A 14832-nucleotide genomic window follows, 5' to 3' on the forward strand; every position below is an offset into this window, starting at 1 on the left:
TAGGGTTCGGTCGACAGTTTTCGTGGTCGATCCGGGGGAGTTCAATCGAAACGGTTTTGTGCGGTAGTGGTTGTTGCCGGGTTGGCGTTGTTGAGCGGTGTCGTTGCATTGTCGGGTTCAAACCCGGCCGGTGCCGGTCAGTTCCCCGGAACCAACGGCAAAATCGCCTACGCCAAATATTTGGACTCGTGTGACTGCACGAACATTTGGGTGATCAACGCTGATGGCACTGGCGACACCCAACTCACATTCGGAGTGTCGGGGTCGAACGCTTACCCGTCGTGGTCGCCGGATGGCACCCGCATCGCATTCAGCAGCGACCGGGACGGCAATTTCGAGGTTTATGTGATTAACGCGGATGGCACCGATCAAACCCGGGTGACGACCACTGCAGGCGGGGAAAGTTCCGCCCCGGCGTGGCAGTCGGTCCCGGTTGTGCCGCCCACCACCACCACCACCACCACCACGACGGTTGCGCCGCCCACGACTGCACCCCCGGCTGTTGTCGTCGCTGTCACTGCCACCCCCACATTCACTGGCTGACCACCACCGCAGAACGCGGGCTGCACCAAACGTCGACCCGACAGAGACACAGGACGGTCGATGGCCGTTGAACACATCTCTTCGGGAGTATTCGGCCGAGGTCGTGTACGTGTGCCCATGTCCAGGTTTTTCCCGATGCGTTCCCGGCTGCTACCGCCAAAGCGCCCATCGACGAGCCGAAGCGTCCCCCCTCCCACCCAGGCCGCAGCCTCTCATGCATCCGACTACACGGCGCGGGGCCCAGCAGTTGACCTCCACGGTTGCAACCTGACCAGAGGCGACCTGACCGGCGCCGACCTTGGTCCCGCCAGCCCTGTTGCCTGGAGTAAGCACCCAAGAAGGCACCCAGTCTTTTTCGGGCCAGGCCGTCGGTCGCTGCGGTTACCGGGTGGAGCTAAGGAGAATCGAACTCCTGACCTCTTCCATGCCATGGAAGCGCTCTACCAACTGAGCTATAGCCCCGGGGAATCGGTAAGCCTACGGGATCACCCCGCTGCCCTGCCAATGACGCAAGGGTGGCCTTCCTGGGCGCGTCACGTCCGCAGGATGAGGAGGAACTGGCCGCCGCCAAACTCGATCTCGGTGGTCACCGCGAGGTTGGGTTGAAGCCGGGAGATGCGGTCGAGGAGCCAGGCGGCGGCCGCATCGGCGTCGGCCCGGTCCACGCAACGGGCCATCACCTCACGACCGCCCTTGCGTTCGAGCCGATCGACGCTGGCGATGATGGGAGAGGGGTCCACGAGGAATAGGTCCTCGGGCCAGGGCACGGGCCGGACCGTGGCGCCCTTACCGGTGTTGCAGCCGCGGTGGGCGAGGCGCGGTGGCAGGGCACCTTTGGCTTTTGACTTCGCTTTTGTCATACGGGTGTCGAGGCTCGGCCCGCGCGGGTCGTTCACCGACATCGACCGGTCTACGGGCTCATCGCAGAGCCAGCAGCGCCATCCGTCGGCCTCGCCGACGTCATCGAGTTGCCTCATCCAATCACGAAGTTCACAAGTTTGTCGGGAAGAACGATCACCTTGCGCAGCGTTGTCTCGGCCAGCAGTGGGGTGATCTTCTCGTGCGAGCGGGCGGCCGCTTCGAGGTCGGCGGGGGACATTCCGGCGGGCATGGTGAGCCGAGCCTTCACCTTGCCGTTGACCTGGACCGGAATCTCGATGGTGGCATCGATCAACAGCATCGGATCGACCTCCGGGAACGCCTCCCATGCGAGCGAGTTGGGATGGCCGAGCCGAGCCCAAAGCTCCTCGGCGGCGTGGGGCGCGAGGGGGGCGAGCAACAAGACGAGCGGCTCTACGACTTCGCGCGGTGCGCCGCCGTCGGGGAAGCGGGCCGTGAGGTGGTTATTTAGTTCGGTGATACGGGCGATCGAAGTGTTGAACCGCAGCGTCTCCATTCCCTCGCGCACAGCCGCAATGGACTTGTGCAGGATGCGACGAGTGGCATCGTCGGCGGGGATGTCGGCCACCCGCACCTCCCCTGTGTCCTCATCGAGGATGCTCCGCCAGATGCGCTGCAACAAGCGGAACACCCCCACGATGGCCTTCGTCTCCCAGGGGCGACTTTGGTCGAGGGGACCGGTGAACATCTCGTACAGGCGGAGCGTGTCGGCCCCGAAATCGGCACACACCTCGTCGGGGGTCACGGAGTTCTTGAGCGACTTCCCCATCTTCCCGTAGTGGCGTTGGACCTCCTGATCACGGTGAAAGAAGCGTCCACCGCGCTCGTCGATCTCGTTCGCCGCCACATGGCGCCCGCGGTCGTCGGTGTACGCCGCCGCTTGCACCATGCCCTGGTTGAACAGGCGGCGGTACGGCTCCTTCGAACTGAGGTGACCGAGGTCGAAGAGGACCTTGTGCCAGAAACGGGAGTAGAGCAAGTGCAGCACCGCGTGCTCCACCCCCCCCACATAGAGGTCCACTCCGCCGCCATCAGACTCCGATTGCGGACCCATCCAGTAGCGCTCGATGGCGGGGTCTACGAACATGGCGTCGTTGGCGGGATCGAGGTAACGCAGTTCGTACCAACACGAGCCCGCCCACTGCGGCATCGTGTTCACCTCGCGCCGGTAGGACTTCAGGCCATCGCCGAGGTCGAGGGTGACCGAGGCCCACTCGGTGGCTCGCCCGAGGGGTGGCTCCGGCGCCGAGGTGTTGTCATCGATCTCGAACTGCTTCGGGGAGTAATCCACGATGTCGGGAAGGAGCACGGGAAGTTCGGACTCGGGGACGGCGATGGGCAGGTCATGCTCGTCATAGACAATCGGAAAGGGCTCGCCCCAGTAGCGCTGGCGGGAGAACAGCCAATCCCGCAACTTGTAGGTCACCGTGCCCCGACCGGCATCGTGTTGCTCAAGCCAAGTGGTGATGGCCACCTTGGCGGCCGGCACCGAGAGGCCGTTGAGGGATAGGTCGGCGTTGGTGCTGTTGATGCCGCCGCCGGCGCCGCCCCAGGCCGTGTCCCAGTTCTCGGGCTGATCCGACCAGCCTTCTGGTGGGGAAACCACGGCGGTCATCGGCAGGCCAAAGGCGCCGGCAAAGTCGAAGTCGCGTTGATCGTGGGCGGGCACGGCCATGATGGCCCCGGTGCCGTAACCCATCAGCACATAGTCGGCCACGAAAATGGGGACGGGCTCCCCATTGACGGGGTTGGTAGCGGTGGTGCCGATAAACACCCCGGTCTTCTCCCGGTCCACGGTCTGCCGTTCGAGATCACTGCGGCGAAGGGTCTGGGAGCGGTAGTGCTCTACCGCCTCGCCGGGGGTGGATGCCCCTCCGGTCCAGCGCGGGTCTACCCCCTCGGCCCAGGTGGTGGCGACGAGGCGGTCCACCAGGGGGTGCTCCGGTGCCAACACCACGTAGGTAGCTCCGAAGAGGGTGTCGGGGCGGGTGGTGAACACGGCAATCTCGGAGGCTCCGGCGGCGAAGCGCACCTCGGCCCCTTCGCTCCTGCCGATCCAGTTCCGTTGCATCAACTTGATCGACTCGCTCCAGTCGAGCAGGTCGAGGTCGCCGGCGAGGCGGTCGGCATAGGCGGTGATTCGCATCATCCACTGCTTCAGGGGGCGGCGGAAAACGGGGAAGTTGCCGCGGTCCGAGCGACCATCCGCGGTCACCTCTTCGTTGGCCAGCACCGTGCCCAACCCCGGGCACCAGTTCACCGGGGCTTCGTGAAGGTAAGCCAGGCGATGAGCGTCCACCACCACGCGGCGTTCACGGTCGGTGAGTTCAGACCACGGCTGCTCGCCGGGATTCGTTCCGGGATCAGGCGGGCGCGTGCCGTTGGCGAGTTCGGTTTCAAGTTCGCTGATGGGCCGGGCCCGATCGGCGTCGCGGTCGTACCAGGCGCCGAATATCTGGAGGAAGATCCACTGCGTCCATTTGTAAAACGCCGGGTCGGTGGTGTTGACGCTGCGGCGAGGATCGTGCCCTAGCCCGAGTCGCCTGAGTTGGCGGGCCATGTTGGCGATATTGGCGTTGGTGGTGTCGCGCGGGTGTTGGCCGGTCTCCACTGCGTACTGCTCGGCGGGTAGTCCGAAGGCGTCGTAGCCCATGGCATGAATGACGTTGTGCCCATTCATCCTCTGGTAGCGGGCGTAGACATCGGTGCCGATGAATCCGAGCGGGTGGCCTACGTGTAACCCCTTGCCCGAGGGGTAGGGGAACATATCCAGTACGTAAAGTTTGGGAAGGTCGGCCACCCGGTCGAACCCGGCCTCGAGGGCCCCGGCGGGATTGGGAGCCAGGAACGTACCCTCGGCCTCCCAGCGATCCTGCCAGGTCCTTTCGATCTCCGATGCCAGCGCCGCGGTGTAGCGGTGGGCCGGAATCTGGTCGTGGCCGGGGGCATCTGGCGTGGGGTTGTCAACGCTCATTGGGCGAACGGTAGTGGTCGCCCTCAACTTCTCGAAACCCTCTGGTCTGTAACCCATCGGCCGCCCGTCGGGTCACATCTGCGTGCTGACCCTCCCGCAACGGATCGAGGCCGGCGCAGACCGCGGCCACGACCTCACCTTCGTCGTAGGCGGCGACCCCGCAGTGGTCTCCTACGCTCAATTACACAACGAGGCCCGGGGCTTCGCCGCCAACCTCCAAAGCCTCGGGGTGGCGCCGGGCGATCATGTGGCGCTGCTCGGCCCTACGTCACGGCCACTGGTCACCGCCCTGCAGGCCATCTGGCTCGCCGGGGCTACGGCGGTGGTGTTGCCCTTGCCGATGCGACTCTCCTCGATCGAGGAGTTCGTGCTCCAAACTCGGGTCCGGATCGCCAACTCCGACGTCTCGCTCGTGCTGGTTGATCCCGAATTGGCGCCCTTCGTCGACGTGGTCGTCGGTGATCCGCCGATGGTGGGCTGGGACGCGGTGCAACCCGGGCCCGGCCGGGTGGGTCCGGAAGCCTTCGCACGCCCCCTTGACGATCCGCAGCGCCTCGCTATCTTGCAGTTCACCAGCGGATCCACGTCTGATCCCAAAGGCGTGATGCTGCCGCACCACACCGTGGGCGCGAATCTCGACGGCATCGCGGCCGCTACCTCCCTCGACCCTCACAATGATGTGCTGGTGTCCTGGCTGCCGCTCTACCACGACATGGGGCTCGTAGGGATCTTCAGTCTGGCGCTCACCACCGGTACGCCGCTGGTGCTGGCCGCCCCCACCGACTTCATGGCCGGGCCCGGCCGCTGGATGGAGTGGATCTCCACCTACGGAGGCACCGCCACGGCCGGTCCCAATTTCTCCTATGTGTTAGCGGCCCGGGCGCTGGGCCGCGGCGACACGCTCGACCTCTCCCGTCTCCGGATCGCCCTCAACGGCGCCGAGCCGGTCGACCCCGACGCGGTGGCGAAGTTTATCGATGCCGGGGCGCGGCATGGTTTGCGTCCCGGGGCCGTGTTTCCCGCCTTTGGCATGGCCGAGGTGGCCATCGCCGGTACCTTCCCCGAGCCGATGGCTGGTCTGCGGACCGATGTGGTGGACCTTCGCTCGATGGAGGGCGAGCGGTACGCCGCCCCCCTCGAGACCGATTCGGAGTGGGCCCGGCACTTCGCCATTCTCGGCCGGCCCGTCCAGGGGCTAGAGATACGGGTGGTTGATCCGCGCAGCGGGGATGTGCTGGAAGACCGAGAGGTGGGCGAACTGGAGATTCGGGGCACATCAGTGACCCCTGGCTATTACAAGCGCCCCGACGCCAACCGTGATCTGTTCCACGACGGATGGCTCCGCACCGGCGATCTGGCCTACCTGATCGACGGCGAGATGGTGATGTGCGGTCGCATCAAGGACATGATCATCGTGGGCGGTCGCAACGTGTTCCCGGAGGACATTGAGCGGGCGCTCGTTGGGGTGGACGGAGTGCGCGCCGGCAACGTGATCGCCTTCGGCGTGGACGGCGTTGGAGGCAAGGAAGGCCTCGTGGTGGTGGCCGAGTCCAAGTCTGATGATCTTCTGGAAGTTCGGCATTCGGTGGCGCAGCGAGTGAGGGAGGCGGTGGGTCTTGCGGCCCGGGACATTGTCTTGGTCGCGCCCGGCACCCTTCCCAAAACCAGTTCGGGAAAACTCCAGCGCTCGCTCTGCAAACTTCGCTACCTCGGGTCTGAACTCCAACACGCGTAACCCGGTTGTCTCAGATGGACTGAAGGTCCTTCATGACCTGCTGCCAACGCTCCGGGTCCGAGGCGTACGGGGCGTAGAAACTGATTCGCTGCACGATGCCGCCGTAGCGCGCCCGCAGGCCGGCGGCAATCTGCTCCGGTTCGCCGATCACTGCGAAGGTGTCGAGGATGTCGTCGGTGATGAGCTCGCCCATTTCTTTCCAGCGACCCTCTTTGGACATTTTATTGAGGTCGTCCTGAAGGCCACCCCACCCGTGGAGTTCGAGTACGCCTCGGTACGCCGGAGTGGAGCCATAGAAGGCGATCTGCTGCTTCGTGCCGGTCCGGGAGGCCGCCATCTCCTCCTCGTTACCGCCAGTGACCACGAACGCCGGGCCGGAGATCTCCACGTCGGCCCGGGTGCGGCCGGCTTTGGCCGCTCCCCGATCGAGTGCGGGCAGGGTGACCTCGCGTAGATAGCGTTCGGTGGTGAAGCCGTGACAGAGGAATCCGTCGGAAACCTCGCCGGCCACCTCGGTCATCCCTTGGCCCACGCCCGCCAGGAAGATCTTGGCGTCGCCGTAGGGGTTGGGGCCGGGGTCGAAGAAGGGCGTCATCAGGGTGTGGGTGTAGAAATCGCCCTGGAAATCGAGCTTGCTGCCGTCGTTCCAGGCCGCCCAGATGGCTCGGATGGCCTGGATCATCTCCCGCATACGCGGGGCCGGATGGGTCCAGGGCATCGAGAAACGTTTGGTGATGTGGGGCTTGATCTGGCTTCCGAGCCCGAGGATGAAGCGCCCCTCGCAGGCGGCCTGCATGTCCCAGCCGAGTTGGGCGAGGTTCATCGGATTGCGGGCGAACGCCACCGCGATCCCGGTGCCCAACTCAACCCGTTGGGTCGACTGCGACGCCAGCAGGAGCGGGAAGAACGGATCGTGGGCGGTTTCGGCGCTCCAGAGGCCGTCGTAGCCTTGCTTTTCCTGCACCGCAGCGGAGCGCGCCGCGCTGGTCAGATCTCCTCCGAGGCCCCCGTCTACTTTCATTCCTCCGACCTTAGCCACTGCCATTGAGCGGTAGGTCAAGGGTGGCCCGAGGGGTTACTGGTCGCGAAGGAAGCGTTCCAGTTCCTCCGCCAGATCGTCGCCGGTCGTTGCCGAAAGTTCCGATGTGGCGGTCTGCTGGTCAGCGTTTTGCTCCAGCTGATCAAGCATGGCGGTGTGCTCGGGGTTCTGGGCGATGAGTTCATCGATTTTCGATTGACTCACGGCGGCTCGATCAACGAGATCGCCAATGGGTAGGTCCAACCCGGCCACCGTATTGGTGGTCTCGATGAGCGCCAACGACGCCGCCGGGTAGGGCATGGTCGCCACGTAGTGCGGCACCTGCGCCCAGAGACCGAGAGTGGGCAAGCCGCGAAGGGCCGCTTGTCGTTCGATCATGCCCTGTACCCCCGAGGGCACCTCCACGGTGTTGCGCAGCAGGCCCACGGTGAGCGCGACTTCCGATGCCGCGGCGGCGACGAGCGGGGGTCGGGTGTGGGGTGCGGGAGTGGGGTAGGCCCCCAGGCCCAGCACCATCCGGCTGCCAAATTGCAGGGCGAGGTCCACCACTTGTTGCGAGAACGCCATCCAGGCATGGTCGGGTTCGTTGCCCAACAACAAGAGGATGTCTCGTCCGCTCTTGTCCTTGGCCCAAGAGAGTTCGGTCTCCTCCCAGGCCAGGTGGGTGTTGATGCCATCGACTAAGCGCATCGTGGGGCGGCGAGCGCGCCAGTCGAGCAACTGATCGGCGTCGAAGCGGGCCACGGTATGGCGTTCGAGGTTCTGAGCGAGCACCTCGCCCGCCTCGGCTGCCCCGAGGCCCGCGTCGATCCAGCCTTTGAGGACCATTACCAGGACAGGGGATTCGAGGGCGGGTTGATCTACCAGGGAATAGAGCGGGTTCATGGGGCGATCCTCATCCGAGTCGGCTCATTGCGTCTTTGGCGGCTTCGGCGCACCGCTCGACCTGGACCTTGAACCCGTCGAAGGTGGCGGGGTCGCTACTGCCCATGGAACCGCCCACATAGCGGGCGTACACGCCTTCGATGATACAGGCCAGTTTCCAGTAGCCGAACGCCGTGTAGTACTCGATCTGGGAAAGATCCCGTCCGCTCATGTGTGAGTAACGCTCGAGCACCCCCTGACGGGTGAGGAACCCTTCTTGCGCGGTGGGGGCCGTGAGCAGCATCGGCACCGCATCGCTGGCCTCTGTCCAATAGACCATCAAGAGGCCCACATCGGCCAGTGGATCTCCGAGAGTGCACAGTTCCCAGTCCAGCACGGCCACGATGTTGCCGTCGTCATCGGTCATGCAGTTGTCGAGGCGGTAGTCGCCGTGGACGATGGCCGCTGGCCCCTGTTCGGGAATGCGGGCTTGGAACTGATCGTGGAGCTCGTCGATCAGGGGAAGCTCCCGGGTCTTGGACTGGTTCCACTGCCCGTACCAGCGCTTCAGTTGCCGAGGGAGATAGTCGGCTTTTTTACCCAAGTCTCCAAGACCAACGGCATCGGGGTCGATGGCGTGAATGCGAGCCAGCGTGTCGGCCACCGACCGGCTGGCCTGGGCGCGGGCGGGGAGAGAGATGGCGGCGGCGGCGACCTGGTCGCGTAGGACACGACCATCCACGAAGTCCATGACATAGAACGGGGCGCCGTTTACCTGGTCGTCGAGGCAGAGGCCCAGAGCCGGGGCCACCGGCACGTCGGTGGGTCCGAGGGCCGAAATGATCTTGTGCTCGCGACTCATGTCGTGGGCGGTGGCGAGAACCTGGCCCAGCGGGGGACGGCGCAGCACGAAGGCCTGTCCGGCTGCGTCGGTCACGCGGTAGGTGAGGTTCGAATGCCCGCCGGCGATCAGGGCGAAGGTGAGGGGGCCCGCGGCCTGCGGGATGTGATCAGCGAACCAGGCGGTGACGCCACTCTCGTCGATTCCCTTGATGGTCTCGGTCATGTCGGTGGCCTCCTTCCGACCTAGGGGTTGTGGTGGGCGAGGGTACCGCCGCCGGTAGATTGACACCCATGTCCCTTGACGTTACCGATGCCACCTTCCCTACGGAGGTCGTGGAGCGATCGAAGCAGGTCACCGTGGTGGTGGACCTGTGGGCCGAGTGGTGTGGCCCCTGTAAAACGCTGGGCCCCATCCTGGAGAAGGTGGTGGACGAGACCGCCGGAGCCGTGGTGCTCGTCAAGGTCGACGTGGATGCCAATACCCAGATCCCGGAGGCCTTCAAGGTGCAGAGCATCCCGGCGGTGTACGCAATGCGCGACGGCAAAGTCATCGATGGCTTCGTGGGGGCGCTCTCGGAGGACAAGGTGCGCGAGTTCATCACCCGCCTCCTACCGACCGAGCAGGAGGATGCCCTCGCCGCCCTGCTCGCCGCCGGCGACGAGGCATCGCTCCGCCTGATTCTCGAACAAGAACCGGGCCACGCCGAAGCGGTACTGGCCCTGGCGGCGCTCCTGGTGGTGCAACAAGACGAGACCGCGAAAGCGGAGGGGCTGGCGCTTCTCGAGCGGATCCCCGCGTCGACGGAGACGCGGCACCTCGCGGCGTTGGCCCGGGTGGGGCCGGCTGACGAAATGGAAGATGTGCGTATCGAACTCGACCGCCTGCTGGCTTCGGTGAAAGACGACGAGACGGCGCGGCAGCGGTTCGTAGATCTACTAGAGGTGCTGGGTCCCGACGATCCGCGTACCGCGGCGTATCGCAAGGAACTGACGGCGCGCCTGTTCTAGGGGGGAGGGGTTTCGCCTAGTTGCCCCCTGTTGGTGACACTCCTGCACCGATAGCCTTCGTTCGTCCTTCCCCCGTTGTGGCTGCATGGTCGCGTCCCTGGGAGGGACAGTGTCTGAGATCTCCAACGGTGCGCCCCGCGAGGGCGATATTCCCCTCCGCCCGCTACCGCCTCGCTCGTGGCGCGAGCGCGTCGAGCAGGTGGCCGATGCCACGGGTACCTCCCCACTGCGCATTGCGCTCGGGGCGGGGGTGGCTCTGGCAGCCCTAGCGGGGGTGGCCTGGCTCCTACGACCGACGGCGGCCCCACCGGAGGTGGCGCTGCCCTTCGCCGCTTCTACCGTGGCCACCCCCCTCACCACCACCACCACGGCTCCCGTGCCCTTCGTCGTGCACGTGGCCGGTGCGGTGATCACCCCGGGTCTGCACGAGTTGCCGGCGGGGGCGCGAGTGGCCGATGCCATTACCGCCGCCGGCGGTTTGCGCCCCGACGCCGACGCCACCGGGATCAACCTGGCGGCCCCGCTAAGCGACGGCACGCGCTTGTATGTACCAGTGGTCGGTGAAACGCCGCCACCGGTGGTACTCGGGGCCACCGGGCCTACGAGTGCGAGCGGAACGGATCTCCCCGCGGCCGCCGTGAATCTCAATACCGCCGGCGAGGAGGAACTGGATGGCTTGCCGGGAGTGGGGCCTGCCACCGCGTCGGCCATTATCAACTATCGCCAAGAAGTGGGTGGATTCGCATCGGTCGATGAGTTGTTGGACGTGCCTGGCATCGGCGAAGCGAAACTGGAGCAACTGCGTCCGCTGGTGACGGTGTGAGTTTCTCCCCGCCGGTGGCGGTGGCCTTGGCGGGGGCGGCGGCCCTCGGCGCGCTCCACCCGGCCCGGCCGAGCCTGGGGGCGGGGCTCGGGGTGGTGGTCCTCGCGCTGGTGGGGCGACAGAACGGATTGCTGATCCTGGCGGTAGGACTGATGGTGAGCGGGTTGGCCCAGCGCAGTCTCGACGGTCTGGCGGGGGTGCGCCCCGGCTCGTGGGCGGGCGAAGTGGAACTGGTGAGCGACCCGGTGCCGTCCTTCGGAGGGGTACGAGTAGATGTGCGGGTGGGGGGGCGTCGCTTGGAGGCTCGCGCCGAAGGGCCCGCCGCCCAGGCTCTCCAAGGGCGACTCGCTGGCGAGGTGATGGCCGTTCGAGGCGTGGTGACGGCGGTGCCCCCTGAGGCCACCTGGCTCGTCCCCCGACACATCGGCGGTCGCCTGCGCCTCTCCCGGGTGGAGCGATGGCACCTGGGCTCGGGGCCGAGCCAGGTGGCCAACGCTCTGCGGCGCACCCTGATGGCGGGCGCCGAGTCAATGTCGCCCCGGCAACGGGCGCTCTACACGGGGCTGGTGATCGGTGACGATCGGGCGCAGCCGGTTGGGCTGGCCGACGATTTTCGCGGTGCTGGGCTCACCCACCTATTGGCTGTTTCGGGACAAAACGTGTCGTTTGTGTTGGCGTTGGCCAGCCCGGTGTTGCGGCGCCTGCGGCTGTGGCCCCGTTGGTTTCTTACCCTCGGGCTGATTGGGATGTTCGGGTTGATGACGCGTTTTGAACCATCGGTGTTGCGGGCGTCGGCCCTTGCCGCGCTGGCAACTCTGGTGACGACCACCGGCCATGCCCTGGCCCGGGTCACGGTGCTGGGTTGGGCCAGTGCAGGGCTACTGATGATCGACCCATTGCTCGTGCATTCGGTGGGGTTCCGGCTTTCGGTGGCGGCGTCGGCAGCCATTGTGGTGTTGGCGCCCCGGCTCCTGGAGGTCCTGCCGGGTCCGGCACTGTTCCGGGAGGCAATGGCGGTCACCCTGGCGGCCCAGCTGGGGGTGGCTCCCGTATTGCTTGCCACCTTCGGGCCCATTCCGGTGGCTTCGCTGCCCGCCAACCTCCTGGCGGTGCCGGTGGCGGGAGCGATCATGGTGTGGGGTCTCACGGCGGGCCTGCTCGCGGGAGTTGCGGGCCCGTCGGTGGCGTGGCTGCTTCAGCTACCCACCGGGGCTGGGCTGGCTTGGTTGGAGGCGGTGGCTCACCACCTCGCCCAGGCTTCCTTGGGCGAACTCGGGGGTGGGGAAGTGGTGGCGCTGGGGGTGGGTCTGGCGGTGGCGGCGGTGGGAGCACGCCGGGTCGAGTGGGTGCGCCAGGCGGGGTTGTTATTGGCGGGCACCGCGGTGCTCGTGGCGGTGGTGGCGGCGAGGGCCCCGCCGCCGCTGCGGGCATCGGTGACTACCGGAGTGACGGTGTGGCGCGAGGGGTCAAGCGCACTGGTGGTCCTGAGCGATGCGGGGGGCGGACGCTCGGTGGGATCGGCAGGGGTGTTGGAGGGATTGCGGCGATCGGGCATCGATCGGATCGGGCTGCTGGTGGTGGCCGATGCGTCGGTGCCGCGAGAGGTGGTGGCGGATGTGCTCCAGGGGCATCCCACCGGTGGCGTGGTGACTGCTGATCCTGGCACTCTTGGCTCGGTGGGTGTGCCGGTGGCCCGACCCCCGCCGGGGGGCGGGATGGAAGTAGGCCGACTTGCGGTGCGGATCACGGCTTTGCCGGAGCGTCTAGTGGTGGATGCTCGTCCCCGATGACCTCGGGTCGAGGAGGTGTTGAAACAACAAGGTAGGTTCCCCTTTCGTGGAGTCGATGCCGTGGCGCGTGGTAGATGACCTGGCTTGTCCGGTGGTGGCTCTCGGCGACCATCGCTTCGATATCCGGTATCGCGCGCTGGTCATGGGGATCTTGAACCGCACCCCGGATTCGTTCTTCGATGGCGGTGCCTATTACGACTTCGACGCTTTTCTCGGCAAGGCCGAGCAACTCGTGGGGGAGGGGGCTGATTTTCTCGACGTGGGCGGGGTGAAGGCCGGCCCCGGCCCGGAGGTGGGGCCGCAGGAGGAACTGGATCGGGTGATTCCGGCGATCGAGGCATTGCAGCAACGCTTCGATCTTCCCCTGTCGGTGGATACCTGGCGGGCGTCGGTCCTGCAGGAGGCCATCGCCGCCGGGGCGGTGGTGGGCAACGACATCAGCGGATTCGAGGACCCGGCCTACCTCACGGTGGCGGCGGCGGGTGGTGCGTCGGTGGTGGCGACGCACATCCGCATCGGCCCACGGGTCCCGGATCCGAATCCGGTGTACGACGAGCCGGTAACCAAGGCGGTGGCGCGCTTTTTGCGGCAGCGGGCCGAGCAGGCCGAGGCGGCGGGAATCCCTCGAGAGCGAGTCATGGTGGATGCCGGACTCGACCTCGGAAAGAGCGAGCCGCAGTCGCTGGCCTTGCTGCGTTCCCATGACCAACTCGCGCAACTCGGTTGGCCGCTGTTCCTCTCGGCATCGAACAAGCGGTTTCTGGGGGCGCTCGTGGGGCAGGAGGTGGGCGACCGTCGCGAGGTATCCCATGCCGCCCATGCTTTCGGTATCTCGCAAGGGTGTCGCGTGCTGCGGGCGCATGATGTGCGGGGGGCGCGCCGCACCGCTGATGTGATGGCGGCGGTACTGGAGGCCCGGGCGGCCAGCGGATGAGCGCCGTCCCGATCACGCTCCTGAAGGGCGACAACGACGCGGTGCTGCGCGATGCGGTGCGCGCCTTTGTGGACGATCTCGTGGGTGATGAGGAACGTTCGCTCGTGGTGGAGGAGATCGACGTGGGGGCCGTCGACGCTGATGGGCTCGATCCGTTGCTCGTACTCGTGGATGCTGCCCAAACTCCACCGTTCCTCACTGAATTTCGGGTGGTGTTGGGCCGCGTCACTGAAAAACGGGAGCGCAATGACCTCGTCCAACCCCTGGTGGACTACCTCCTCGACCCGCTCCCGAGCACACGCCTGGTGCTGGAATGGGGCACGGGGAAAGTGCCCAAGGCCCTCCTTGAAGCAGTAACGCGCTGCGGCGGGGCCCAGGTGGATTCAAGTCCGGGTCGGAAAGTTACCGAGTGGGTGGAGGAGCATCTGGCCGAGTCGGGTCTAAAAGTGGATGCCAATGGCCGCAAGAGGTTGGTGGTGTGGGTAGGCGATGAGCCAGGCCGACTGCTTGGTTTGATCGACCTGCTCACCTCCACCTTTGGGGTTGGTCGAAAGATCACGGCGGCGGAGATCGAACCGTTTCTCGGTGATGACGGCAGCGTTCCCCCGTGGGATCTCACCGATGCCATTGATCGCGGCGACCGGGCCACGGCCCTCGATCTGCTTCAGCGCATGGTGGGGCAAGGCGAGCGCCACCCTTTCCAGGTACTCAGCACCCTGCACACCCACTTCGGCCGGATGCTGCGACTTGACGGTGCGGCGGTGGCTTCGGAGAGCGATGCGGCGGCCCTGCTGGGGATGAAGGGATCCACCTTCCCGGCCCGCAAAGCCATGGGGCAGGCCCGTCGTCTTGGGCACGAGCGCATCGTCCGGGCGATCGATCTGCTGGCGCGGGCCGATCTGGACCTGCGCGGCGGCAAGGCCTGGCCCGATGGTCTTGTCCTCGAGGTCTTGGTGGCCCGGCTGGCGGCGCTATCCAAGTAGCGCCCGAACGCGACTGTGCCGGGCGCTGGGCCCGGCACAGTGCAGCGATCGTGGTGAGGCCCGCTCAGGTGGCGGAGACGGCGCCCTGGTTCAGTTTCTTGGCGAGCCGCGACTTCCGGCGGGCGGCGGCGTTCTTATGGATCACGCCTTTGTTCACTGCGGTGTCGAGACGCTTCTGGGCCAATCGGTTCAGCTCGATGGCGTTGTCGGCGCCCGACGTGGCGGCCGCCGAGGCGACCTTGGTGCGCGTCTTCAATTCGCTACGCACGGCCTTGTTTCGCTCGGTGCGCTTGACGGTCTGACGGTTGCGCTTGATCTGGCTCTTGATGTTGGCCACGAGGTGTCCTGCTCAGTAGATCTGGGATGGAATCGAACCCGCCCATTCTACCCGCCTCC

13 protein-coding genes and 1 tRNA gene are annotated in these 14832 nt (G+C 66.2%); 7 read left to right on the forward strand and 7 right to left on the reverse strand.

The annotated features are described in order from the left end of the window. Positions 1-66 precede the first annotated feature (66 nt). On the forward strand, positions 67-543 hold the full coding sequence (locus EXQ71_10110) for a hypothetical protein (GenBank protein MSO87856.1): 477 nt from the start codon (positions 67-69) through the stop codon (positions 541-543). Positions 544-929: 386 nt separating this feature from the next. Here EXQ71_10110 and EXQ71_10115 read toward each other — a convergent pair. The 3 genes from EXQ71_10115 to EXQ71_10125 all read right to left on the reverse strand — a co-directional run bounded on the left by EXQ71_10115 (position 930) and on the right by EXQ71_10125 (position 4417). Continuing rightward, a tRNA-Ala gene (locus EXQ71_10115) sits at positions 930-1005 on the reverse strand. A 71-nt stretch (positions 1006-1076) separates the two neighbouring features. After that, positions 1077-1520, reverse strand: coding sequence for a hypothetical protein (locus EXQ71_10120; protein MSO87857.1), 444 nt, complete (start codon positions 1518-1520; stop codon positions 1077-1079). Beyond that, positions 1517-4417: a leucine--tRNA ligase gene (locus tag EXQ71_10125; protein ID MSO87858.1), complete on the reverse strand. Its 2901-nt coding sequence runs from the start codon at positions 4415-4417 to the stop codon at positions 1517-1519. The genes EXQ71_10120 and EXQ71_10125 overlap by 4 nt, the downstream gene beginning before the upstream one ends. A 76-nt stretch (positions 4418-4493) precedes the next feature. Here EXQ71_10125 and EXQ71_10130 point away from each other — a divergent pair, with 76 nt between their 5' ends. Beyond that, on the forward strand, positions 4494-6152 hold the full coding sequence (locus EXQ71_10130; protein ID MSO87859.1) for a fatty acyl-AMP ligase: 1659 nt from the start codon (positions 4494-4496) through the stop codon (positions 6150-6152). Positions 6153-6162: 10 nt separating this feature from the next. On the opposite strand, the gene EXQ71_10135 is transcribed toward EXQ71_10130, so the two are convergent. The 3 genes from EXQ71_10135 to EXQ71_10145 are packed head-to-tail and all read right to left on the reverse strand — an operon-like array spanning position 6163 to position 9121. Continuing rightward, positions 6163-7173 (reverse strand): LLM class F420-dependent oxidoreductase, encoded by a 1011-nt coding sequence (locus tag EXQ71_10135; protein MSO87860.1) that lies wholly within the window; start codon positions 7171-7173, stop codon positions 6163-6165. 54 nt (positions 7174-7227) lie between these two features. Next, on the reverse strand, positions 7228-8076 hold the full coding sequence (locus EXQ71_10140; protein MSO87861.1) for a PAC2 family protein: 849 nt from the start codon (positions 8074-8076) through the stop codon (positions 7228-7230). A 10-nt stretch (positions 8077-8086) separates the two neighbouring features. Continuing rightward, positions 8087-9121, reverse strand: coding sequence for a phosphotransferase family protein (locus EXQ71_10145; protein MSO87862.1), 1035 nt, complete (start codon positions 9119-9121; stop codon positions 8087-8089). A 68-nt stretch (positions 9122-9189) separates the two neighbouring features. Between EXQ71_10145 and EXQ71_10150 the strand changes: the two genes are divergently transcribed. The 5 genes from EXQ71_10150 to holA all read left to right on the forward strand — a co-directional run bounded on the left by EXQ71_10150 (position 9190) and on the right by holA (position 14436). Next, entirely contained in the window at positions 9190-9906 is a 717-nt protein-coding gene (locus EXQ71_10150) for a tetratricopeptide repeat protein (protein MSO87863.1), read from the forward strand. 85 nt (positions 9907-9991) lie between these two features. Continuing rightward, entirely contained in the window at positions 9992-10729 is a 738-nt protein-coding gene (locus tag EXQ71_10155; protein MSO87864.1) for a ComEA family DNA-binding protein, read from the forward strand. Then, positions 10726-12519: a ComEC/Rec2 family competence protein gene (locus EXQ71_10160; protein MSO87865.1), complete on the forward strand. Its 1794-nt coding sequence runs from the start codon at positions 10726-10728 to the stop codon at positions 12517-12519. The genes EXQ71_10155 and EXQ71_10160 overlap by 4 nt, the downstream gene beginning before the upstream one ends. 46 nt (positions 12520-12565) lie before the next feature. Continuing rightward, complete coding sequence (folP, locus tag EXQ71_10165) at positions 12566-13453, forward strand: dihydropteroate synthase (protein ID MSO87866.1); 888 nt, start codon at positions 12566-12568, stop codon at positions 13451-13453. After that, complete coding sequence (gene holA / locus EXQ71_10170) at positions 13450-14436, forward strand: DNA polymerase III subunit delta (GenBank protein MSO87867.1); 987 nt, start codon at positions 13450-13452, stop codon at positions 14434-14436. The genes folP and holA overlap by 4 nt, the downstream gene beginning before the upstream one ends. A 64-nt stretch (positions 14437-14500) precedes the next feature. Here holA and EXQ71_10175 read toward each other — a convergent pair whose 3' ends face one another. Beyond that, entirely contained in the window at positions 14501-14773 is a 273-nt protein-coding gene (locus EXQ71_10175) for a 30S ribosomal protein S20 (GenBank protein MSO87868.1), read from the reverse strand. Between the last annotated feature and the right edge of the window lie 59 nt (positions 14774-14832).

Source organism: Acidimicrobiia bacterium (genome assembly GCA_009694375.1).
GTDB lineage: Bacteria > Actinomycetota > Acidimicrobiia > Acidimicrobiales > VFJN01 > VFJN01.

Bases quoted from the DNA above. Each gene is read 5' to 3' on its own strand.
- EXQ71_10150 (MSO87863.1), top strand. From the start codon at position 9,190: ATGTCCCTTGACGTTACCGATGCCACCTTCCCTACGGAGGTCGTGGAG.
- EXQ71_10140 (MSO87861.1), bottom strand. From the start codon at position 8,076: ATGAACCCGCTCTATTCCCTGGTAGATCAACCCGCCCTCGAATCCCCT.
- EXQ71_10120 (MSO87857.1), bottom strand. From the start codon at position 1,520: ATGAGGCAACTCGATGACGTCGGCGAGGCCGACGGATGGCGCTGCTGG.
- EXQ71_10155 (MSO87864.1), top strand. From the start codon at position 9,992: ATGGTCGCGTCCCTGGGAGGGACAGTGTCTGAGATCTCCAACGGTGCG.
- EXQ71_10145 (MSO87862.1), bottom strand. From the start codon at position 9,121: ATGACCGAGACCATCAAGGGAATCGACGAGAGTGGCGTCACCGCCTGG.
- EXQ71_10125 (MSO87858.1), bottom strand. From the start codon at position 4,417: ATGAGCGTTGACAACCCCACGCCAGATGCCCCCGGCCACGACCAGATT.
- EXQ71_10135 (MSO87860.1), bottom strand. From the start codon at position 7,173: ATGAAAGTAGACGGGGGCCTCGGAGGAGATCTGACCAGCGCGGCGCGC.
- holA (MSO87867.1), top strand. From the start codon at position 13,450: ATGAGCGCCGTCCCGATCACGCTCCTGAAGGGCGACAACGACGCGGTG.